The organism is Massilia sp. YIM B02443 (assembly GCF_030411955.1).
GTDB lineage: Bacteria > Pseudomonadota > Gammaproteobacteria > Burkholderiales > Burkholderiaceae_D > Telluria.
In genome coordinates, this window is record NZ_JASNRA010000002.1 from 409,237 (window position 1) to 429,958 (window position 20,722).

General features: G+C 64.6%; 21 protein-coding genes. 10 read left to right on the top strand and 11 right to left on the bottom strand.

From position 1 onward, the window contains the following. Positions 1-2 precede the first annotated feature (2 nt). Genes murG through mraZ form a run of 10 tightly spaced genes read right to left on the bottom strand, consistent with a single transcriptional unit; the run spans position 3 to position 11,326 of the window. Entirely contained in the window at positions 3-1,082 is a 1,080-nt protein-coding gene (murG, locus tag QPK27_RS04070; protein WP_290416920.1) for an undecaprenyldiphospho-muramoylpentapeptide beta-N-acetylglucosaminyltransferase, read from the bottom strand. After that, a complete protein-coding gene (ftsW, locus tag QPK27_RS04075) occupies positions 1,079-2,305 on the bottom strand; it encodes a putative lipid II flippase FtsW (protein ID WP_290416921.1) in 1,227 nt (408 codons plus the stop codon). Before ftsW ends, murG begins: the two co-directional genes overlap by 4 nt. Continuing rightward, on the bottom strand, positions 2,305-3,798 hold the full coding sequence (gene murD, locus QPK27_RS04080) for a UDP-N-acetylmuramoyl-L-alanine--D-glutamate ligase (protein ID WP_290416922.1): 1,494 nt from the start codon (positions 3,796-3,798) through the stop codon (positions 2,305-2,307). The genes ftsW and murD overlap by 1 nt, the downstream gene beginning before the upstream one ends. Further along, complete coding sequence (gene mraY / locus QPK27_RS04085) at positions 3,798-4,967, bottom strand: phospho-N-acetylmuramoyl-pentapeptide-transferase (protein WP_290416923.1); 1,170 nt, start codon at positions 4,965-4,967, stop codon at positions 3,798-3,800. Before mraY ends, murD begins: the two co-directional genes overlap by 1 nt. Positions 4,968-4,969: 2 nt before the next feature. After that, positions 4,970-6,334 carry a UDP-N-acetylmuramoyl-tripeptide--D-alanyl-D-alanine ligase gene (gene murF / locus QPK27_RS04090; protein WP_290416924.1) on the bottom strand — a complete coding sequence of 455 codons (1,365 nt, stop codon included), beginning with the start codon at positions 6,332-6,334 and terminating at the stop codon, positions 4,970-4,972. Further along, the gene (locus QPK27_RS04095; RefSeq protein WP_290416925.1) at positions 6,334-7,878 is read right to left on the bottom strand and encodes a UDP-N-acetylmuramoyl-L-alanyl-D-glutamate--2,6-diaminopimelate ligase; all 1,545 of its coding nucleotides are present in this window, start codon (positions 7,876-7,878) and stop codon (positions 6,334-6,336) included. Before QPK27_RS04095 ends, murF begins: the two co-directional genes overlap by 1 nt. Further along, positions 7,878-9,653: a penicillin-binding protein 2 gene (locus tag QPK27_RS04100; RefSeq protein WP_290416926.1), complete on the bottom strand. Its 1,776-nt coding sequence runs from the start codon at positions 9,651-9,653 to the stop codon at positions 7,878-7,880. Before QPK27_RS04100 ends, QPK27_RS04095 begins: the two co-directional genes overlap by 1 nt. Then, on the bottom strand, positions 9,650-9,922 hold the full coding sequence (gene ftsL / locus QPK27_RS04105) for a cell division protein FtsL (protein WP_290416927.1): 273 nt from the start codon (positions 9,920-9,922) through the stop codon (positions 9,650-9,652). The genes QPK27_RS04100 and ftsL overlap by 4 nt, the downstream gene beginning before the upstream one ends. Beyond that, a complete protein-coding gene (rsmH, locus tag QPK27_RS04110) occupies positions 9,919-10,875 on the bottom strand; it encodes a 16S rRNA (cytosine(1402)-N(4))-methyltransferase RsmH (protein WP_290416967.1) in 957 nt (318 codons plus the stop codon). The genes ftsL and rsmH overlap by 4 nt, the downstream gene beginning before the upstream one ends. A gap of 10 nt (positions 10,876-10,885) precedes the next feature. Then, on the bottom strand, positions 10,886-11,326 hold the full coding sequence (gene mraZ, locus QPK27_RS04115; protein ID WP_290416968.1) for a division/cell wall cluster transcriptional repressor MraZ: 441 nt from the start codon (positions 11,324-11,326) through the stop codon (positions 10,886-10,888). 662 nt (positions 11,327-11,988) lie between these two features. On the opposite strand from mraZ, the gene QPK27_RS04120 reads away from it, so the two are divergent. The 8 genes from QPK27_RS04120 (at position 11,989) to QPK27_RS04155 (ending at position 18,466) form a co-directional block, all read left to right on the top strand. Continuing rightward, positions 11,989-12,627, top strand: coding sequence for a response regulator (locus QPK27_RS04120; RefSeq protein WP_290416928.1), 639 nt, complete (start codon positions 11,989-11,991; stop codon positions 12,625-12,627). A 120-nt stretch (positions 12,628-12,747) separates the two neighbouring features. Further along, entirely contained in the window at positions 12,748-13,140 is a 393-nt protein-coding gene (locus QPK27_RS04125) for a response regulator transcription factor (protein WP_290416929.1), read from the top strand. A gap of 269 nt (positions 13,141-13,409) precedes the next feature. Further along, complete coding sequence (locus QPK27_RS04130; protein WP_290416930.1) at positions 13,410-13,697, top strand: hypothetical protein; 288 nt, start codon at positions 13,410-13,412, stop codon at positions 13,695-13,697. A 294-nt stretch (positions 13,698-13,991) separates the two neighbouring features. Next, positions 13,992-14,546 (top strand): carboxymuconolactone decarboxylase family protein, encoded by a 555-nt coding sequence (locus QPK27_RS04135; protein ID WP_290416931.1) that lies wholly within the window; start codon positions 13,992-13,994, stop codon positions 14,544-14,546. Continuing rightward, positions 14,546-15,643: an acyl-CoA dehydrogenase family protein gene (locus tag QPK27_RS04140; RefSeq protein WP_290416932.1), complete on the top strand. Its 1,098-nt coding sequence runs from the start codon at positions 14,546-14,548 to the stop codon at positions 15,641-15,643. Before QPK27_RS04135 ends, QPK27_RS04140 begins: the two co-directional genes overlap by 1 nt. Further along, a complete protein-coding gene (locus QPK27_RS04145) occupies positions 15,643-16,443 on the top strand; it encodes an ABC transporter ATP-binding protein (protein WP_290416969.1) in 801 nt (266 codons plus the stop codon). Before QPK27_RS04140 ends, QPK27_RS04145 begins: the two co-directional genes overlap by 1 nt. A gap of 29 nt (positions 16,444-16,472) precedes the next feature. Beyond that, a complete protein-coding gene (locus QPK27_RS04150) occupies positions 16,473-17,696 on the top strand; it encodes an ABC transporter substrate-binding protein (RefSeq protein ID WP_290416933.1) in 1,224 nt (407 codons plus the stop codon). Between the two features lie 2 nt (positions 17,697-17,698). Then, positions 17,699-18,466, top strand: coding sequence for an ABC transporter permease (locus tag QPK27_RS04155; protein ID WP_290416934.1), 768 nt, complete (start codon positions 17,699-17,701; stop codon positions 18,464-18,466). Positions 18,467-18,514: 48 nt separating this feature from the next. On the opposite strand, the gene QPK27_RS04160 is transcribed toward QPK27_RS04155, so the two are convergent. Further along, positions 18,515-19,144, bottom strand: a complete 630-nt coding sequence (locus tag QPK27_RS04160; protein ID WP_290416935.1) for an outer membrane beta-barrel protein — start codon at positions 19,142-19,144, stop codon at positions 18,515-18,517. 273 nt (positions 19,145-19,417) lie between these two features. Here QPK27_RS04160 and QPK27_RS04165 point away from each other — a divergent pair, with 273 nt between their 5' ends. Together QPK27_RS04165 and QPK27_RS04170 are read left to right on the top strand one after the other, a co-directional pair. Then, entirely contained in the window at positions 19,418-19,996 is a 579-nt protein-coding gene (locus QPK27_RS04165) for a PAAR domain-containing protein (RefSeq protein ID WP_290416936.1), read from the top strand. Beyond that, positions 19,993-20,715 (top strand): VRR-NUC domain-containing protein, encoded by a 723-nt coding sequence (locus tag QPK27_RS04170; RefSeq protein WP_290416937.1) that lies wholly within the window; start codon positions 19,993-19,995, stop codon positions 20,713-20,715. The genes QPK27_RS04165 and QPK27_RS04170 overlap by 4 nt, the downstream gene beginning before the upstream one ends. The last annotated feature ends 7 nt before the right edge of the window (positions 20,716-20,722 follow it).

The following is a 20,722-nucleotide window of genomic DNA, read 5'->3' on the forward strand; positions in this document are numbered from 1 at the left end:
ATCTAGCCTGCCAATTTTTCGAGTTCGCGCGCGATCGCTTCGTTGGCGTCGCGCTGGCCGACGCGCGCCGCCGCCTGGGCCATCGCCAGGCACTGTTCGCGCGTCGTTTGCAGCAGGCTTTTCAGCCGCTGCGGATTCAGTTCGCCCTGCGGCAAGTGCACCGCCGCCCCCTGCTTGTCCATCCACACCGCGTTGTCGCGCTGGTGGCTGGTGGTGCTGGCCACGAACGGCACCAGCACGCTGGCCACGCCGGCCGCGGTCAGTTCGGACACGGTGATGGCGCCGGCGCGGCAGATCACCAGGTCTGCTTCACCGTAGGCGGCGGCCATGTCGTCGATGAAGTCGACCACATTGGCGTCGACGCCGGCCTCTTTATAAGCGGCGCGCAGGGCGTCGATGTTCTTCTTGCCCGACTGGTGCGTGACGACGGGGCGCAGTTCCGGGTCGATCAGTTTCAGCGCCGCCGGCACGTTGTCGTTCAGGACCTTGGCGCCCAGGCTGCCGCCGACCACCAGCACGCGCAGCACGCCGCTGCGGCCCTTGAAACGCTCCGCGGGTACCGGCAGGTCGAGGATCTGCTGGCGCACCGGGTTCCCCGTTACCACCGCCTTGCCGGCCGCCTTGCCAAAGTCCGCCGGGAAGCCGAACAGCACGCGCTGGGCCATCGGGGTCAGGGTCTTGTTCGACAACAGCAGCGCGGCGTCGGCGTTGACCAGCGCCAGCGGCACGCCGCGCGCGCGCGCGGTCAGGCCGCCCGGCACCGTGACGTAGCCGCCCATGCCCAGCACCACGTCGGGCCGGCGCGCGGCCAGGTAGCGGTGGCAGGTCCGGAAACTGGCCGCCATCTTGAACGCACCCTTCAGGGTGTGCGCCAGACCCTTGCCGCGCAGGCCGGCGAAGTCGATCGTGTCCATGTCGATGCCGGCCTGCGGCACCAGGTCTTTCTCCATGCCGTGGGCGGTGCCCAGCCAGCTCACTTCCCAGCCGCGCGCGCGCATGGTCTGCGCGATCGCGATGCCGGGGAAGATGTGGCCACCGGTGCCGGCGGCCATGATCATCAGGGTTTTCTTCTTGTTACTCATGTGCGGCCTCCGCGCATGCGCACGCGGTTTTCATAATCGATGCGCAGCAGGATCGCCAGGCCGACGCAGTTGAACAGCACGCCCGACCCGCCAAAGCTCATCAACGGCAGGGTCAGGCCCTTGGTCGGCAGCAGGCCCAGGTTCACGCCCATATTGATAAAGGTCTGCACCCCGATCCAGATGCCGATGCCCTTCGCGGCCAGGCCCGCGAACACCTGGTCCAGCGCGATCGCCTGGCGTCCGATGTCGAACGCCCGCTTGACCAGCCAGTAGAACATCGCGACCACCACCAGCACGCCGGCCAGGCCCAGTTCTTCGCCGATCACGGCCATGATGAAGTCGGTGTGCGCTTCGGGCAGGTAGTGCAGCTTCTCGACCGAGCTGCCCAGGCCGACGCCGAAGAATTCGCCGCGCCCGAAGGCGATCAGCGAGTGGGTCAGCTGGTAGGCCTTGTCCAGCGCATTGCCCTCTTCCCACGGGTCGAGGTAGGCGAACATGCGCGCGCGGCGGAACGGTGACAGCGCGATGATCGAGGTGAAGATGATCACCAAGAGCGCGCCGATGCCGCCGAACCAGACGATGTTGATCCCGCCCAGGAACAGGATGCCCATGGCGATGCAGACGATCACGCCGAAGGCGCCCAGATCCGGCTCCATCAGCAGCAGGCCGCCGACCAGGCCGATCGCCACCATCATCGGCAGGAAGCCCTTGGTCAGCTTGTGCATGTACTCCTGCTTCCTTACCGTGAAGTCGGCCGCGTACAGCACCACCGCGATCTTCATGATCTCGGACGGCTGCAGGTTCATCACCTTCAGCGACAGCCAGCGCCGCGCACCGTTGACCGACACGCCCACGCCGGGAATCAGGACCAGCGCCAGCATCACCAGGGTCGCGATGAACATCATCGGCGCCCATTTCTGCCACACCGCGACCGGCACCTTGAAGGTGATCCAGGCGGCGACGATGGAGACGCCGATGTACATCATCTGGCGGTACAGGAAGTATTCGTTGCGGTCTTCCAGATAGCGGAACTTGGGCGAATCGGGCAGCGCGATCGAGGCCGAATACACCATCACCATCCCGAACAGCATCAGGAGCAGCGTGACCCAGACCAGCGGCTGGTCGTAGTCCATCATCTTCGACGGGCGCTTGCCGACCGCGGCGGCCGCGTTGACGGCGTCGCTGGCGGTGCCCGAGAACTTGAAGGGGAGCTGGAAAGCCATCAGATCTCCTGTCCCCGGTCGAGCGCAATCTCGCGCACGGCGTCGACGAACACCTGGGCGCGGTGCGCATAGTTGGTGAACATGTCCATGCTGGCGCAGGCCGGCGAGAGCAGCACGCTGTCGCCCGGCTTGGCCAGGCCGGCGGCGCGCCGCACCGCCGTCGGCAAGTCACTCACGTCGAAGGCCGGCACGCCGGTCGGCTCGATGGCGGCGCGTACGGCCGGCGCATCGCGGCCGATCAGCAGCACCGCGCGCACGTGGCGCGAGACCGGGCCGGCCAGTGGCGAAAAGTCCTGGCCCTTGCCGTCGCCGCCGGCGATCAAGAGGATCTGCTGGTCTTCGCCGCTGAAGGCCTTGCCCAGCCCTTCCAGTGCGGCGACGGTGGCGCCGACGTTGGTGCCCTTGCTGTCGTCGTAGAAGTCGACGTTGTCGATGGTGGCGACCAGTTCCACGCGGTGCGGTTCGCCCGCGTATTCGCGCAGGCCGTGCAGCAGCGGCGCCAGCGGCAGGCCGCAGGCGCGGCACAGGGCCAGTGCGGCCAATGCATTGGAGGCGTTGTGCAGGCCGCGGATTTTCAATGCATCGGCCGGCATCAGGCGGTTGACGATGACCTCGACCGGTTCCGGGGCCTCGCCTTTCCTGCGTTTCTTCTCGATCTCTTCGCCGGCCACCGCATTGGCCAGCCACAGCACGCCACGCTCTTCGAGCAGGCCGAAGCTGTCCGCGGCTTGCGGTTCGCCGGTGCCGAAAGTGTAGGCCGGAGCATCGCTCGCCATGCGCATCACGCGCGCGTCGTCGCGATTGAGCACTCGCACAGTCTCCGCGCCGAAGATGCGCGCCTTGTCCGCCGCATAGGCGTCCATGCTGCCGTGCCAGTCCAGGTGGTCCTGGGTCAGGTTCAGCACCGTGGCGGCGTCGGCCTGCAGGCTGAAGGTGGTGTGCAGCTGGAAGCTCGACAGCTCGAGCACCCAGGCCTGCGGCAGGTCGCCTGCGTCGATGGTTTCACGCAGCACGTCCAGCGCGGCCGGGCTGATGTTGCCGGCCACGCGCGTGCTCAAGCCCGCGCGGCGGCACAGCAGCCCGGTCAGGCTGGTGACGGTGGTCTTGCCGTTGGTGCCGGTGATGGCGATGACTTTCGGCGCGTAGCCCTGCTCCGCGCGCAGATGCGCCAGCGCCTGCGCGAACAGCTCGATCTCGCCCCACACCGGAATCGCGCGTTCTTGCGCCGCCGGGACAATGTCGACCAGTTCACGTTCCGGCGCCAGGCCGGGGCTGACGGCGACGAAGTCGACGCCGTCCAGCAGCGCGGCGTTGAACCCGCCGCCGATGAATTCGGCATCGGCCACGGCTTCGCGCAGCGCCGGCAGGCGTGCCGGCTCATTGCGCGTATCGGCCACGCGCACGCGCGCGCCGCAGCGGCCCAGCCACTGCGCCATCGCCAGCCCGGATTCGCCCAGGCCCAGCACCAATGCGGTTTTGCCGTCGTAGTTCATCAGCGCAGTTTCAGCGTCGAGAGGCCGACCAGGATCAGCACCATGGTCACGATCCAGAAGCGGACCACGACCTTGGTCTCCTTCCAGCCCTTTTGTTCGAAGTGGTGGTGCAGCGGCGCCATCAGGAACACGCGGCGTCCGGTGCCGTAGCGCTTCTTGGTGTACTTGAACCAGGTCACCTGGATGATCACCGACAGCGTCTCGGCCACGAAAATGCCGCCCATGATGAACAGGACGATTTCCTGGCGCACGATGACGGCGATGGTGCCGAGCGCGCCGCCCAGCGCCAGCGCGCCGACGTCGCCCATGAACATCTGCGCCGGGTGCGCGTTGTACCACAGGAAGGCCAGGCCGGCGCCGGCCATCGCGCCGCAGAAGATCAGCAGTTCGCCCGCGCCCGGGATGTACGGGATCAGGAGGTATTTCGAGAACGTCGCGCTACCGGTCAGATACGCGAACAGACCCAGGGCGCCGCCCACCATCACGGTCGGCATGATCGCCAGGCCATCCAGGCCATCGGTGAAGTTGACGGCGTTGGAGGCGCCGACGATGACGCAATAGGTCAGCGCGATGAAGCCCCACACGCCGAGCGGATAGCTGATGGTCTTGAAGAACGGGACGATCAGGTCGGCCTTGGGCGGCAGGTCCATCGAGAAGCCGGATTGGACCCAGGCGTAGAACAGCTGCGCCACTTCCCACGGATTGGCGGCCGAGACCGAGAACGCCAAGTACAGGGCGGACGCGATACCGATCAGCGACATCCAGAAGTATTTCTCGCGCGAGCGCATGCCTTCCGGATCTTTGTAGACCACCTTGCGGTAGTCGTCGACCCAGCCGATGGCGCCGAAGCCCATGGTCACCACCAGCACCGGCCAGATCAGGCGGTTCGACAGGTCGCACCACAGCAGGGTCGAGACGCCGATCGCGATCAGCACCAGCACGCCACCCATGGTCGGGGTGCCGTGCTTGCTCAGGTGGGTCTGCGGACCATACGTGCGCACCGCCTGGCCGACCTTCAGTTCGGTCAGTTTGCGGATCACCCATGGGCCGCAAAGCAGGCCGATGGAGATCGCGGTGATGGTGGCGAACACCGCGCGGAAGGTGATGTAGTTGAACACGCGCAGCGGACCGATGTAGTCCTGGAAGTACTGTGCAAGCCAGAGAAGCATGATTAGTGGGCGTCCTTGTTGGTTGATCCGGTCAGGTGCGAGACCACGCGCTCCATCTTCATGAAGCGCGAGCCTTTCACCAGCACAGTCGCGTTGGTATTGCCGCCCAGTTTTTCATCCAGTGCTGCCAATAATTCGTCGAACTGCTCGTAATGCTGTGCTCCCGACGCGCTCAATGCGCGCGCCAGTTCGCCGGTGGCGAGCACGGTCTCGATGCCACGCTCCCGAGCGTAGGCGCCGATTTCTTCGTGAAACTCCTTGCCTTGCGTCCCGACCTCGCCCATGTCGCCGACCACCAGGATGCGTGGCGCCGGATAGGCGGCCAGCACGTCGATCGCGGCGCGCATCGAGTCCGGGTTGGCGTTGTAGGTGTCGTCGATGACGGTCGCGCCGTTGTCGGCCTGCTTGCGCTGCAGGCGCCCGCCGACCGGGACGAAGGCTTCCAGGCCGCGCACGATGGCGGCTTGGTCGATGCCGGCACCGAGCGCGCAGGCGATCGCGGCCAGCGCGTTGCGGACATTGTGTTCGCCCGCCGCGGCCAGTTCGATGCCGAATTGTGCGCCGCGCGCAGTCACCTGCAGCGTGCTGCCGAAACCGTTGCCGGTGTAGGTCGCGCGCACGTCGCATGCGTCAGTCAGGCCGAACGTGATCACCTCGCACGACGCTAGAGCACGCCACAACGCGGTATAGGTATCGTCGCCCGGGAACACCGCCACGCCATCCGCAGACAGCGCCTGCAGCACCGAGCCGTTCTCGCGCGCCACCGCTTCCACGGTGTGCATGAATTCCTGGTGCTCGCGCTGGGCGTTGTTCACCAGGCCCACGGTCGGCGTCGCGATCGCGGCCAGGCGGCCGATCTCGCCCGGATGGTTCATGCCCAGCTCCACCACCGCCGCGCGGTGCCGGTCGCCCAGGCGGAACAGAGTGAGCGGCACGCCGATCTCGTTATTCAGGTTGCCCTGCGTCGCCAGGCGTGCATCCTCACCGACCGCCGCGGCCAGGATCGAGGCGATCATTTCCTTGACCGTGGTCTTGCCGTTGCTGCCGGTGACACCGATCAGCGGGATCGGGAAGCCGGCGCGCCATGCGTGCGCGATGCGGCCCAGCGCCACCAAGGTATCCGGCACCACGATCGCCGGCAGCGTCCAGCCTTGCGGCAGGGTGGACACCACCACCGCCGCCACGCCGCGCGCGACGACCTGGTCGAGGAAATCATGTGCGTCAAAAGTCTCGCCGCGCAGGGCGACGAACAGCGCGCCGCCCTCCACCTTGCGGCTGTCGGTCGACACGCCGTCGAACGCCACATCGGCTCCGACCAGCGTCGCGCCTGGAATGGCGGCGACCAGTTGTGCAAGCGTACCGCGCATTAATTCGTCCTCAACATGGTGAGCCGCGCGCTCAGGGCCAGCGTCGCATGGTCCGCGTCCGAGAACGGCATCTTGCGGCCCTTGATTTCCTGGTACGGCTCATGGCCCTTCCCCGCCAGCAGGATCACGTCCTGCTTGGCGGCCTGCTTCACCGCCAGCAGGATGGCGCTGGCGCGGTCTTCCACGGTCTGCAGGCGCGAACCCGGGTGTTCCTGGTCCATGCCGGCCACGATCTGGGCGATGATGCTGCCTGGTTCTTCGCTGCGCGGGTTGTCGCTGGTGACCAGGACCTGGTCCGCCATCTGCGCGATGCGGCCCATCTGCGGGCGCTTGCCCGGATCGCGGTCGCCGCCGCAGCCGAACACGCACCACAGCTGGCCATTGCGGTCGCTCGCCACCTGGCGCAGCGCTTCCAGCGTCTTTTCCAAGGCGTCCGGCGTGTGCGCGTAGTCGATCACGACCATCGGCGCGTCCTGGCCGCCCATCTGCTGCATGCGGCCCGGCGCCGGCGCCAGCGCCTCGATCGCATCCACCGCGGCTTTCAGCGCCACGCCCTTGGCCAGCAGCGCGCCCAGCACCGCCAGCACGTTGCTGACGTTGTAGTGGCCCACCAGCCGGGTCTTGACGGTGCTTGAACCTTGCGCCGTCTCGACCTGGAATTCGGTGCCGGCGTTCTTGCTGCGCATGCCGCCGGCGCGCAGGACCGCCACGCCTTCGGGCGCCGCATCGGCCTTCAAGGTGTAGCCGGTCACCGCCAGCGCCGGGAATCTCGAACGCAGATGCGCCACCAGGCGCTGCCCGGCCGCGTCGTCCAGGTTGACGACCGCGTGCTTCAATCCGTCCCACTCGAACAGCTTGACCTTGGCCGCCTCATAACTCTCCATGTCGCCATGGAAGTCGAGGTGGTCGCGCGTCAGGTTGGTGAAGATCGCGACGTCGACGTGCATGCCGGCCGTGCGTTCCTGCACCAGGCCGATCGACGAGGCTTCGATGGCAAGCGCGGTGGCGCCGCTTTTCTTGAGGTCGGCCAGCTTCTGGGCCAGCAGCACCGCGTCCGGCGTGGTGTAGCCGGTGACGTCGAACTGCGGTTCGGTCTTGCCCTTGACCAGGCCGACGCCGAGGGTGCCGACCACGCCGGCGGTCTCGCCCAGGCGCGCCAGCGCTTGCGCGGTCCACAGCGCGCACGAGGTCTTGCCGTTGGTGCCGGTGACGGCCACGGTGAACATGGCGCTATCCGGATAGCCGAGCACCGCGTGCGCGATCGGGCCGGCGTTCTTTTTCAGCTCCGGCACCGCCAGGTGCGGCACCTCGAGTGCGGCATCCCATTCGAAATCGACCGCTTCGTACACGACGGCGGCAGCGCCGGCTTCGATGGCGGCGTTGATGTAACGGCGGCCGTCGGCCGCCTCGCCCGGATAGGCGAAGAATACGTCGCCGCGCTTGACGCGGCGCGAGTCGGAAACGAGGGCGCCGCCGGCGCTGGTATTACCGATGCCGGCGGCGGTCTGGATCCACTGGCAGATGTCGTTCAGGCTCATGGCCATCACATGCTCTCCTCTAGAGGATTTTCCGGAATGATGATGTCCGTGATCGAGGAATCGGGCGGCACGTTGGCCGCGCGCAGCGCGTTGGCGAACAGGTCGGCAGCGGTCGGGGCGGCGACGCTGCCGCCGGTGCGCAGCGCGCCGCGCGGGTCGTCGACCATCACCGCGATCACGAAGCGCGGATTCGACATCGGACCGATGCCGGCGAAGTAGCCGATGTTGTTGCTGCGCGAGTAGCGCCCGTTGACGATCTTCTCGGCGGTGCCGGTCTTGCCGCCGATGCGGTAGCCGGCCACCTGGGCCTTGGAGGCCGTGCCTTCCGGGCTGACCACCGATTCCATCATGGTGCGTACTTGCGCCGCGGTCTTGGGCGAAATGATCTGCTGGCCGACCGGCTCTTCGTCCACCTTCAGGAACGACAGCGGGATGATGTCGCCGTTGCGCGCGAAGATCATGTACGAGCGCGCCATCTGCAGCAGCGACACCGACAGGCCGTGGCCGAAGGCCATGTTGGCGTATTCGATCGGCTTCCAGGTCTTCCATGGGCGCACGCGGCCGGCGGCGGCGCCCGGGAAACCGTAGCGCGGCGCCTGGCCGAAACCGAGCTTGGTGTACATCTCCCACATTTCCTGCTGCGGGATCAGCTGCGCCACTTTCACGGCGCCGATGTTGGACGACTTCTGGATGATGCCGCCGACCGTCTGCACGCCGTAGTTGTGGGTGTCGCGAATGCGCTTGCCGGTGACGGTCATGTAACCCGGATTGTTGTCGAACACGGTGTCGGGCTTGATGCGGCCGGTCTCGAGGCCGAGCGCGATGGTGATCGGCTTGATCGTCGAACCCGGCTCGAAGGTGTCGGTGATGACGCGGTTGCGCAGCTGCTCGCCGGTGAGCTTCGAGCGGTCGTTCGGGTTGTACGTCGGGTAGTTGGCCAGGGCCAGGACTTCACCGGTGTGGACGTCGAGCACCACCGCGGCGCCGGCCTTGGCCTCGAATTTCTCGACCGCGTTCTTGATGCTGGTGAAGGCGATGTATTGCAGCTTGCTGTCGACCGACAGGGTCAGGTCGCGGCCCTGGTGCGGCTCGCGGAACATGCCCAGGTCTTCGGCGATGTGGCCGAGGCGGTCCTTGATCACGCGCCGGCTGCCCGGCACGCCCATCAGGGTCTTCTGGTGCTGCAGCTCCATCCCTTCCTGGCCCTTGTCTTCGACGTTGGTGAAACCGACCAGGTGCGTCATGACTTCGCCCTGCGGGTAGAAGCGCTTGTATTCTTTACGCGTGTCGATGCCCTCGATCTTGAGCTTCTCGATCTCGGCGATGATCGGCATCTCGACCTGGCGCTTGAGGTAGACGAAGGTGCGGTCGGAGTCGAGCTTCTTGCGCAGGTCGGCCTCGGGCATTTCGAGCAATCGTGCAAGTGCGCTGATTTTTTCGGGCGGCGAATTCAGGACGTCTTCGGGGATCGCCCACACCGCGCGCACCGGCAGCGACGAGGCCAGCACGGCGCCGTTGCGATCCAGGATGCGGCCGCGCGTGGCCGGCAGTTCGAGCGTGCGCTCGTAGCGGCTCTTGCCCTGCTTTTGCAGGAACTGGGTCGACACGCCCTGCAGCCAGACGGCGCGGATCGCCAGCGCGGCAAACGACGCGAACAGCACGAACAGCACCAGGCGCGAACGCCAGTCGGGCAGGCGCACCGCGAGCACTGGGCTCTTGGTGAAGGCCATGCCTTTCGATGCGGCGACGCGCGCGCCCGGGCGTTGAGCGTTGCGCGTCATTTCTCGCCTTCCGTCAGGTACTGCGTGCGCGCCGGCGTCAGGCGCGACATGTTCAGGTTGGTGCGCGCGATCTCTTCGATGCGCTCGTTCTTGCCCAGCGTGGACTGGTCGAGCTGGAGCTGGGCCCAGTCGATGTCGAGCTGGCGCGCGTGCTGCTGCAGGCGCTCCAGTTCGATCAGGAGGTGGCGCGCCTGGTAGCGCGCATTGACGACCGATAGCGCGCAGCCGACCAGCAGGGCCGCGAGCAAGGCGTTCACCTTGAAGCTCATGCCGCCGCTCCCAGGCGTTCGGCCACGCGCAGCACCGCAGAACGGGCGCGCGGGTTGGCGTTCACTTCTTCCTCCGATGGCTTGATCTTGTCGATCAGCTTCATCAGCGGCTGCGGCAGGTCGGCCGCGCGGATCGGCAGGCGCCGGTCCGGTTGCTCGACCTTGGCCTTGGAGGCGAAGAACTGCTTGACCATGCGGTCTTCCAGCGAATGGAAGGAAATCACCGACATGCGCGCGCCCGGCGCCAGCATGCCGTAGGCCGCCGTCAGACCTGTTTCGAGGTCTTCAAGCTCTTTATTGATGAAAATCCGGACAGCCTGAAAGGTCCGGGTTGCCGGATCCTTGCCCTTTTCGCGGCTCTTGACCGTGTCTGCCACGATTGCGGCAAGCTGTCGTGTGGTCGAAATTGGTTCGACTGCGCGGCGAGCAACAATCGCCTTTGCAATCGGAAAAGCAAACCGCTCTTCTCCATAATCACGTATCACCTTTTCCAATAGGGTTTGCGGTGCGGTCGCGATCCACTCGGCCGCCGACATGCCGCGCGTGGTGTCCATGCGCATGTCGAGCGGGCCATCGTTGCGGAAGCTGAAGCCGCGGCTGGCGTCGTCCACCTGGGGCGACGAGATACCGAGGTCGAGCAGGATGCCGTCGACCTGGTGGATGCCGCGCGCGGCAAGCGCGTCGTGCATCGTTGCAAAACTGTCGTGGACGATCGAGAACCGCGCATCGTCGATCTGCTCCGCGGTGGCGATCGCCTGCGGATCCTTGTCGAACGCGATCAGGCGTCCGTCCGGGTTCAGGCGCGACAGCAGCAGGCGGCTGTGGCCGCCGCGGCCGAAGGTGCCGTCTATATAGATGCCGGAGGCGCGCGCGCCCGTCAGGTCGAGCGCATCGACCGCTTCGTCCAACAGCACCGTGCGGTGCTGGAAACCGGGCACCGTAGTCAAGTCCATCATCGGCGCCTTAGAAAGAGAAATTGGATAGCACATCGGGCATGCCGCCGGATTCGGCTTCGGCAACCGCCTTGGCCTCGTCTTCGGCCAGTTTGGCGGCATTCCAGATTTCGAAGTGGGTGCCCATGCCGAGCATCATCACTTCCTTGTCGAGTCCGACCGCGGCACGCAGTTCGGGCGAAATCAGCACGCGGCCGGCCGAGTCGAGTTCGACATCGACGGCGTTGCCGAGGAAAATACGCTGCCAGGCGCGCGCCGACATCGGCCACGCGGCGATCTGCTTGCGGTGCTCTTCCCACACGGGACGAGGAAAAAACAGGATGCAGCCATGCGGATGGCGGGTCAGGGTCACGCGGCCTTCGCACTGAAGTGTCAGGGCGTCACGATGCTTGGCCGGAATCGACATCCGTCCCTTTGCATCGAGATTGATCGCTGACGCGCCCTGGAACACGTATTTACCTAGTTTGGAGAGTTTATCTGTCGTTGTTTGTCGGGCGCCGGGCGGTTTGGACGTCTTCGCCAAAACCTCCCACAAATCGACACTTTTTCACACTGTTTCCCACTTTAGTGGAAGCAATGTTGACGGTCAAGCGAATTCACCCTTGTGGAAATCGAATTTTGCCAATGAAACCAAGGACTTAGACGCGACCGGCGAAACCCTCCTGGATAAAATACCTCGTAAAATTAGGGACTTAGCCGTCAGAGTGAAGGTAGGGCCTGAGTTATGGCCTCGATGTTTACGTTTGATCAACGTCAACAATAGGCAAAAGATTGACGCAAAGAAACAACTCATGCGATTTTCAGACCACTGTATAGGCATACAGCAAATGTTGTGCCAGCGAACCTGTTAATGCATGCCGCGTACTGCAGACGGCTATGTGGTGACGAAGAAGTATAATAATTGCAACAAATTTTCCGCCAGTTCGACACACGTCATGACCGACTGTCCGTGACACGCGACATCCTGGCCGCCCACTCGCATTTGCCCGTGGTTGCCGGCATCTCCGGTCCGGCACAGATGGTTGCGATGGCCTTTCCGCAAACTGTGGCGCACGGTGCAAATCGGTGTAAAGATTTTGACATTAGGAAATTAAATACGTAATATCAGAAAATATGAAAGACCCTCTCGACAACCAGCGCAGCACGGAATACAACGCCGCCGACTACTGCTCGACCAAGGAGGCCGCGGCCGTCCTCGGCGTTTCGCATCGCACCGTGCAGCTATGGGTCGAGAACGGCACGCTGCAAGCCTGGCGCACCGCCGGCGGCCATCGCCGCATCACACTGGAATCGGTCAACCGCCTGGTCGACGGGCGCCGCGCCGCGATCGGCGGCGGCGCCAACCAGTCCTCCGCGCCCGCCGCGGCCGCCACATCCGGCAAGCCGCGCGTGCTGGTGGTCGACGACGATCCGCTGATGCTGCGCCTGTACGAACTCGAGATGGCGGGCTGGGGCCTGGACATGGACCTGATCAAGGCCCATAACGGCTTCGAGGCGCTGATCCGCATCGGCGAGTGCCGCCCCGACCTGCTGGTGAGCGACCTGAACATGCCGGGCATGGACGGTTTCCGCATGATCCGCACCCTGCGCGAAGACAGCGGCACGGTCGGCATGAACGTGATCGTGGTCAGCGGCCTGGACCGCGCAACGATCAAGGCCATGGGCCTGCCGTCGGACATTCCGGTGTTCCCCAAACCGGTGCCGTTCAACGAATTGCGCAGCGCCGTCCAGGACGGACTGGTGCGCGCATAACTGGTATGCTGGAACGCATCGGAAGCGTTCCATCGAGCCAGATCGCCGCTATGTCCGCACTACAATTTTTCCTGCAAGTCACCCGGGGCCATGCGCCCCTGCCCGCCATGGAGCGGCGCCATGGCTAAGACCATTCTCGTGGTCGACGATCAGGATGAACTACGCCTCCTGATTTCCCTGACCCTGCAATCGCTGGGCCGCATCGTCGAAGCGTCCAGCGCGCAACAGGCGCGCGAAAAGGTGCTGGCCGAGCGACCGGAACTGATGGTGCTGGACATCTGGCTGGGCGAAGGCGAAAGCGGACTGGACGTGTGTGCGGCGCTCAAGCGCAATCCGGCCACCGCCGCCACCCGCGTGGTGCTGCTGTCGGCCTGCGGCCAGCAAAGCGACATAACGGCCGGTCTGGAAGCCGGCGCCGACCTGTATATCGTCAAGCCGTTCAGTCCCTTCGAATTGCTGGACGCTGTCAGCGGCCTGCTGGACAGGATGGCGGCGGAAACAGACAAGAGTTGATTGTATGCAATATATGTTGCTTTTAGAGACTATTCTCTAATTATTTTTGATCCGGCAAATCCAAAAGATTTTGTTGCCTTTAAGATAGTTCACGGGCAGTCGTTGAAGGACGACAAATGGAAACCGGCCTTTTCCCGCTGTGCAATCCTGCGAAACCGGAAATCCAGCCCGGATCGTGGCTGCGCAAAGGTCTGCATCCTGTCGGGCAGGGTCGGGATAATGGGTCTATCATGCTTTTTTCATCGCTGATTTTCCCGACTTTATCCATCATGTTGCGCGCTTCCCGTCCATTCGCGGCCCTGCTGGCCGCCGCCACCCTGGCCCTGCCGGCCGTGGCGGACGCACGCGTGGTCTCGGCTTCGTTCGAGGCGCGGCTGGTGGTGGTGGCGAGCTGCTCGGTAAACGTCGCCGGCAATACCCGCGTCAACGTCGACTGCGCCAGCCCGGCCACGCCTTATCGCCTGAGCGGCGCCGGCATCCGCGCCCTGGATAGCAGCATGGCGCCGTCGCTGCGCGTTGCCGGTCCTGACGAACAGCGCGTCACCGTCTACTTCTAAGTCCTTCCGGGCGCCGCGCATCCGCTCGGGTGCGTCTTCATACCAATATGTTCTATGCATATCAAATTTATGTATTTGGTATTGCATGGTGAATAGCTGGACAATGTTCACTTTGCGCATTGTTTTGCGTAGCCACGTTTGCAGTCTGCGTTTTGCAGCCCGATGCTGCGGTCTGATCGCCATTCCAGAGAAGCTGCCGCCCTTGCGCGGTGAGTACCGTACAACGGTCTCTTCTCGCCATTTGTAGAATCAGCCGACCCGCAGCAGCCCATCCTCATTATTGAAAGAATCACCATGTCCCGCCTGACCCTGCACACCGTTGACACCGCTCCCGAAGCCAGCCGTCCATTCGTCGAAAAAGCCCTGGCCAACAATGGCTTCCTGCCGAACCTGATCGGCGTGCTGGCCAATTCGCCGCAAGCCCTGCAGACCTACATGACCGTCTCCGGCATCAACGCCGAGACCAGCCTCACCCTGTCCGAGCGCGAAGTGGTGCAGATCACCGCCGCCCGCATCCACGGCTGCGACTTCTGCATCGCCGGCCACACCGCCATCGCCCTGAAAAAGGCGCAGCTGCCGGTGGAAACCGTGCGCGCCCTGCAGCAGGGCCAGGCCACCGGCGACGCCAGGCTGGACGCCGTGCGCGCGTTCTCGGAAGCCGTGATCGCCACCCGCGGCAACGTCGACGGCGACGCCTACCAGGCCTTCCTGGCGGCCGGCTACAACGAACAGCAGGCGCTGGAAGTGGTGCTCGGCGTCAGCCTGGCCACCCTGTGCAACTTCGCCAATTCGCTGGCCGGCAGTGCGATCAACCCGCAGCTGCAACCGTTCGCCAGCGGAGCGATCTGATGCTGGACGGCGCCAACGCTTCGCCACTGCCGACCGATTTGATCGACTGGCTGCAGGCCAACGCCGACCTGCTCGACACCACGCCCGACCTGGCGTCCGAGGTGGTGCCGCGCCTGGCCGGCGCCGGCCTGTTCGCCATCGGCGTGCCCGCGTCGCTCGGCGGCAAAGGCGGCTCGACGGCCGACGCCATCGAGGCCATTGCGGCCGTGGCCGAATATTCAGTCACCGCCGCCTTCGTGTTCTGGGGCCAGCGCACCTTCATCGAGTACCTGCTGCAAAGCCCGAACGAAGCGCTGCGCGAGCGCTGGCTGGCCAGGCTGGTGAACGGCGAATTCGGCGGCGCCACCGGCCTGTCGAATGCGATGAAATTCCTGTCCGGGATCGAATCGCTGCAGATCAGCGCCACCCCGAACGCGGGCGGCTGGCAACTGGACGGCTCGCTGGCCTGGATCACCAACCTGCGCAAGGAAGGTTTCATCGCCGCCGCCGCGGTGAACATGGTCGATGCGAATGGCGCCGAAGCACCACCGGCAGTGGTCGCATTCGTCAGCGACAGCGCTGGCGTGGCGCGCAGCCCGGACCTCGACCTGATGGCCCTGCGCGGCAGTAATACCGCCGCCGTGAAGATCAATGGCGTACAGATCGGCGCGCTGGAAGTGCTGCATCCGAACGCGCGCGCCTGGCTCCCTGGCGTGCGTCCGGCCTTCCTGGGCATGCAGTGCGGCCTGTCGATCGGCCTGGCGCGCGCCAGCCTGCGCGCCGCGCACAACCTGTGCACCAGCATGCGCGGCCCGCTGCTGCCGCGCGTCGAAGCGCTGCAGGCCGAGCTCGAACAACAGGCGGCGCAGCTCAAGGCCGGCGTCATCGATGGCAGTTTCAAGACCGCCGCTGCCGGCGCCTTCCGCCTGCGCATCGCGCTGGCCGAGACCGTGCAGCAGGCCGTGATGCTCGAACTGCAGGCCAGCGGCGGCCGCGCCTACCTGCAGGACCGCGACCGCAGCTTCGCGCGGCGCCTGCGCGAATCGGCGTTCATCCCGATCGTCACGCCGAGCCTGACGCAGTTGCAGACCGAGTTGCAGAAGCACGCGCCGGCATGATGGCGCAGACCCTCACCTCCCCTGCCGGCAGCGCGCACACCGCGCTGGCCGCGCAAGCGCTGCGCATCGGCTACGCCGGCAAGACCGTGGTCGACGACATCTCGCTCACCATCGACAAGCGCGAGATCGTGTGCCTGCTGGGCGGCAGCGGCTGCGGCAAGTCGACGCTGCTGCGCGGCCTGGCCGGCCTGAGCGCGCCGCAGGCGGGCAGCGTCAGCTTCCTGGGCGAAGCGCTGCACGAACCGCATCCGCGCGCCGCGCTGGTGTTCCAGCAACCGAGCCTGCTGCCCTGGCTGAACGTGGAAGGCAACGTCGGCTTCGGCCTCGATTTCGCGCGCCAGCCGAAGATCGAGCGCGACGCGCGCAAGGCCCGCATCCGCGACGCCATCGAGGCGGTCGGCCTGGGCGCGCGGGCGCACGCCTATCCGGCGCAGCTGTCCGGCGGCCAGGCCCAGCGCGTGGCGCTGGCGCGCGCCCTGGCGCGCCAGCCGGAACTGCTGTTCGCCGACGAACCCTTCTCGGCGCTGGACGCGGTGACGCGCACCGAGATGCAGGAACTGCTGGTCGACCTGGTGCACCGCTGGCACACCGCCGCTCTCCTGGTCACGCACGACATCGACGAAGCGATCCTGGTGGCCGACCGCATCCTCTTGATGGCGGGCCAGCCGGGCCGCATCGTGCGCGAATGGAAGGTCGACATCCCGCGCCCGCGCCATGAACATTCGGATGCGCTGGTCGCGCTGCGCTACGAGATCGTCGCCGCGCTGAAAGCCGGCGTCGCCACCCCACCTTCACTTTGAACCGGGCCTCAAGAATAATGGAAAAGAACATGTCCACTCCCCACATCTGCCTCTCCTCCGATTGCGACTGCGGCATGACCCGGCGCGACTTTTTGCGCATGTCCGCGCTGGCCGGCGCCAGCGCCGCGGCGCCGCTGCTGTTCGCGGGCGACGCCATGGCGCAGAACTTCAAGGGCGACGACCAGCCGGTGAAGATCGGCTACCTGCCGATCACCGACGCCGCGCCGCTCCTGGTGGCGCACGGCCGCAAGCTGTTCGAGGCGCAGGGCCTGAAGGTCGAGACGCCGCGCCTGTTCCGCAGCTGGGCCCAGATCATCGAGGCCTTTGTCGCCGGCCAGGTCAACGTGATCCACCTGCTGTCGCCGGCCACGCTGTGGGTGCGCTACGGCTCGAAATTCCCGGCCAAGGTGGTGGCCTGGAACCACGTCAACGGTTCCGCGCTGACGGTGCAGAACGAGATCAACTCGGTGGCCGACCTCGGCGGCAAGACGGTCGCGATTCCGTTCTGGTACTCGATCCACAACATCCTGCTGCAGAAGATCCTCACCGCCAACAAGCTGACGGTGGTCACGCGCGCACGCGGCGCGGCGCTGAAGCCCAATGAAGTCAACCTGGTGGTGCTGGCCCCGTCCGAGATGGTGTCGGCGCTGGCGACCAAGTCGATCGCCGGCTACATCGTGGCCGAGCCGTTCAACGCCGCCGCCGAGAACGCGCGCATCGGCAAGGTGCTGCGCTTCTCGGGCGACGTCTGGAAGAACCACGCCTGCTGCGTCACCTTCCTGGCCGAGCGCGACCTGGCCGACAAGCCGGAATGGTCGCAGCGCGTCACCAACGCCATCGTCAACGCCCAGTTGTGGTCGCGTTCGAACCAGCTGGAGACGGCCAAGCTGCTGGCCGGATCTGGCCCGAACAAGTACACGCCGCACAATCTGCAGGCACTGACCAAGGTGCTGGCCACCACCGATTACAGCGAGTACGAAAAGCGCCGCATCGTGGCGCACCCGGCGTGGAACCAGCGCCGCATCGACTTCCAGCCGTATCCGTTCGCCTCGTACACCGAGGAGCTGGTGCGCGCCATTGGCCAGACCAAGGTCGAAGGCGACACCAGTTTCCTCACGAAGCTCGATCCGAAGTTCGTGGCAAAAGACCTGGTCGACGACCGCTTCGTGCGCAAATCGATCGCCGCCGTCGGCGGCCCGGGCGCGTTCGGCCTGCCGGCCAACCTGCTGCGCACCGAAACCATCGCGGTTTGACGATGATCGGGCGTTTTCTGTGGCCGCTGGTCGGCTTCGCGATCGCCATCGTGCTGTGGTCGATCGGCGTGCAGCACCTCGAGGCGCGCACGCCGATCGCGGCGATGTTCGCGCCGCTCGAGACCGGGCGCGCCTTCGTCGACATGGTCGGCGGTCCGGACATCTGGCAGCACGTGCTGGTCAGCCTGAAGCGGGTCGGCATCGGCCTGCTGTTCGCGACCCTGGTCGGCGTGCCGCTGGGGATTTTGGTCGGCATGTCGAAGGCCTTCGCTCAAGCCGGCACCCCGCTGTTCCAGCTGCTGCGCATGGTCTCGCCGCTGTCGTGGATGCCGCTGGCGGTGATGGTGCTGGGCGTGGGCGACGCGCCGGTGTACTTCCTGCTGGCGTTTGCCGCCGTGTGGCCGCTGATGCTCAGCACCGCGGCCGGCGTGGCGCAACTGGATCCGAACTGGATGCTGCTCGGCCGCTCGCTGTCGGCCACGCGCTGGGAGGTTGTCTGGCGCCTGGTGCTGCCGGGGATCACCGCGCAGATCCTGACCGGCGTGCGCCTCGCGATCGGCATCATCTGGATCGTGCTGGTGCCGGCCGAGATGCTGGGCGTGTCGGCGGGCCTCGGCTACTTCATCCTCGACACCCGCGACCGGCTCGCGTATTCGGAACTGACGGCGGCGATCATCCTGATCGGCCTGCTGGGCTATGCGCTCGACTACGCGGCGCGCTTCGTGCATGCGCGCTGGCTGCATGCGGTGCCGTCGGACCAGGGACGCTGATCCCTGTGTCGTGACTCATCGCCGCCGGCGGCGGCGATGAGCTCCTTTTCAAAAGCCCATCTTCAGATTGGCCTTGATCCCATCCTTGCTCAGGCGCCCGAACTTCGAGGCCGCGTTGCCATGGCGCGTGTATTCGCCGCTGACGCTGGTCGCCTTGTCCACCTTGTACTTCGCGCCGGCGCCGGTGTACACGCCGGTGTCGGTGACTGACTTGCCGGCCACTTGCCGCGCGCTGTACGCGACGCCCACCTTGCCGTAAGCCGATACGCCATCGCTTTCGGGCAGCGCGTACTTCACGCCCAGATGATTGCTGGTGCCGCGCTCCTTGAGGTCGATCGGCGCGTTCTCGGTCCCCGGCTCGACCTTGTGCAGTCCGCGGTCGGGCAGCATTACCGTGCCGCCCTCGATCGCCACGTTCGGCGCCACTTCGACCCCGCCCAGCAACTGCGGATCGCGCCGCCACCCCCTCAACAGATGGTCGTTCGGCTGCGCTGCAACGTCGCCGCCGTAGACGTGCGGCGATGGCCGATGCGCGCCGGCGAAGGGATCGGGTTGCTGCACCTTCTTTTCTTGCAGCTGCGGCGGCTGGTTTGGCACCGGATCGGGAACCAGGCGCTGGGCCTGGGCGTTGGCGGCAAGCAGGCATCCCAAAATAATGACTTTCGATAGTGCTTTCATCGGCAACTCCATTGTGAAGTATGCAGGATACCGAAATATACATGACCCCTGTATGCCACTCGGATAATTCAGTAAAAAGCTGTTACAAATTACAGCGATATCTGGAAGCATCAATGACGAAGCTGAATAGGATCGTGGGGGGGATTTAACCGCTACTATTGGGTTCAACGGATAGCTCGCTTCTATCTCATGGTTGTTGCAGAAGACCGCTATGGATTGACGTCTGTTTAACTACACGTCAATATGAAAGTAAAGCGTACATGTGGACTTCATATGCTGCCATTCATCGTACAAGGTGACAAAACCACTCATGGTGGCACTGTCCTCGCAGGCTCTCCGTTTTCCGACTGTGAAGGTAAGCCTATTGCTCGGGTTGGGGATATGGTTGCCTGCCCGAAGTGTCGGGGTGTCTTCCCTATAGCGGAGGGAGATCAATCAAACAATGTCGACGGCGCGCCCGTGGCTTATCACGGCTGTAAAGTAGCTTGCGGCGCGTCGCTAATTTCGAGCCAGGTCAGAACGCTCACCCATCCTTCCTCGGGGAATGCGCTAAAGGCAAGCAGTGACTCGCCGGAAAATTTTTTGGCATCCAAAAGCTTCGGCGCTATTGGCGCGGGGATGGCCGCTGCATATCAAGACGCGCGCATCGATGATGTCGGTGACAGGTATCGAGGGAGATTCCAGTTGGTTAGTATGGAGGATGGAAAGCCAATCAGTGGGCGATCAATACGTGTGCGCTCAACCGATGGTCAATATGTCACTGGAACCACTGATGAAGAAGGATATACGCAGTGGGTTGAGCGTGAAATCAAGGAAGCCCTAGCATTCGACCTAGACGATGGACGCAAATGAGCACCCCTTCTCCCCTCGCCAACGGTGATATGTCCCCTGATGGGACAACGACTGTAGTCCGGATCAATCAACCAAAAATCGATCCGCATGATAAGAAGATATTGTGTGCATCTATGTGCAAATGCAACAAGGCTCCGAGTATCGGAAAGGATGGTCAGCTGCTTAAGCAGAGTTGTGTGTCGAAGGACATGAAAGCTTTGGATAAACTGATGGACTACCGCAGTCCATACAAGCAGGAAATCAATTACGACATGACTAAGCGTCCGCCCGCGCCGATCATGGATAGTGGTGTCGAGACCAAAGGGCACGATTTTCTACCCGGCTGGCTCAAAAAACATTGGGGAACGGAACCTGAGCATCCTTCAACTTTCAAGGCCGGAAAAGGCTTCATCCGGCGCCCGGACGTAGTGATCGTCAAGGATCCGGCAAAGCCCCCCACGCAGGACAACATCAAGCAGATTATTGAGATGAAGTTTCCACCTGACAGATTGAGTCAGCAACAACGGGCTGCGTACGTCGAAATCGCTGGGAGCCAAGACAAGCTCACAAAGCTAGAGCCCAGCCAATGCAACTGCGAGTCGAAAGAACAGCAGGAATCGAAAATACCTGTGGAAGAATTAGGATTCGCCGCGGCAGCGGCTGCGTGGATCGCTTTTATCTTGAGTCGTGGGAAAATTCGTCCACCGGTGGGACGACCTCCGCTTGTTCCCGCTTTTTGAGGATTTT

What these genes read in the sequence shown, in the direction of transcription:
- mraY (WP_290416923.1), bottom strand. Translation starts at nt 4,967, where the DNA reads ATGCTTCTCTGGCTTGCACAGTACTTCCAGGACTACATCGGTCCGCTG.
- QPK27_RS04095 (WP_290416925.1), bottom strand. Translation starts at nt 7,878, where the DNA reads ATGGCCATGAGCCTGAACGACATCTGCCAGTGGATCCAGACCGCCGCC.
- ftsL (WP_290416927.1), bottom strand. Translation starts at nt 9,922, where the DNA reads ATGAGCTTCAAGGTGAACGCCTTGCTCGCGGCCCTGCTGGTCGGCTGC.
- ftsW (WP_290416921.1), bottom strand. Translation starts at nt 2,305, where the DNA reads ATGGCTTTCCAGCTCCCCTTCAAGTTCTCGGGCACCGCCAGCGACGCC.
- QPK27_RS04155 (WP_290416934.1), top strand. Translation starts at nt 17,699, where the DNA reads ATGATCGGGCGTTTTCTGTGGCCGCTGGTCGGCTTCGCGATCGCCATC.
- QPK27_RS04170 (WP_290416937.1), top strand. Translation starts at nt 19,993, where the DNA reads ATGAGCACCCCTTCTCCCCTCGCCAACGGTGATATGTCCCCTGATGGG.
- QPK27_RS04135 (WP_290416931.1), top strand. Translation starts at nt 13,992, where the DNA reads ATGTCCCGCCTGACCCTGCACACCGTTGACACCGCTCCCGAAGCCAGC.
- murD (WP_290416922.1), bottom strand. Translation starts at nt 3,798, where the DNA reads ATGAACTACGACGGCAAAACCGCATTGGTGCTGGGCCTGGGCGAATCC.
- QPK27_RS04150 (WP_290416933.1), top strand. Translation starts at nt 16,473, where the DNA reads ATGTCCACTCCCCACATCTGCCTCTCCTCCGATTGCGACTGCGGCATG.
- QPK27_RS04165 (WP_290416936.1), top strand. Translation starts at nt 19,418, where the DNA reads ATGCTGCCATTCATCGTACAAGGTGACAAAACCACTCATGGTGGCACT.
- QPK27_RS04130 (WP_290416930.1), top strand. Translation starts at nt 13,410, where the DNA reads ATGTTGCGCGCTTCCCGTCCATTCGCGGCCCTGCTGGCCGCCGCCACC.
- QPK27_RS04140 (WP_290416932.1), top strand. Translation starts at nt 14,546, where the DNA reads ATGCTGGACGGCGCCAACGCTTCGCCACTGCCGACCGATTTGATCGAC.
- QPK27_RS04120 (WP_290416928.1), top strand. Translation starts at nt 11,989, where the DNA reads ATGAAAGACCCTCTCGACAACCAGCGCAGCACGGAATACAACGCCGCC.
- QPK27_RS04100 (WP_290416926.1), bottom strand. Translation starts at nt 9,653, where the DNA reads ATGACGCGCAACGCTCAACGCCCGGGCGCGCGCGTCGCCGCATCGAAA.
- QPK27_RS04125 (WP_290416929.1), top strand. Translation starts at nt 12,748, where the DNA reads ATGGCTAAGACCATTCTCGTGGTCGACGATCAGGATGAACTACGCCTC.
- murG (WP_290416920.1), bottom strand. Translation starts at nt 1,082, where the DNA reads ATGAGTAACAAGAAGAAAACCCTGATGATCATGGCCGCCGGCACCGGT.
- rsmH (WP_290416967.1), bottom strand. Translation starts at nt 10,875, where the DNA reads ATGGACTTGACTACGGTGCCCGGTTTCCAGCACCGCACGGTGCTGTTG.
- murF (WP_290416924.1), bottom strand. Translation starts at nt 6,334, where the DNA reads ATGCGCGGTACGCTTGCACAACTGGTCGCCGCCATTCCAGGCGCGACG.
- QPK27_RS04160 (WP_290416935.1), bottom strand. Translation starts at nt 19,144, where the DNA reads ATGAAAGCACTATCGAAAGTCATTATTTTGGGATGCCTGCTTGCCGCC.
- QPK27_RS04145 (WP_290416969.1), top strand. Translation starts at nt 15,643, where the DNA reads ATGGCGCAGACCCTCACCTCCCCTGCCGGCAGCGCGCACACCGCGCTG.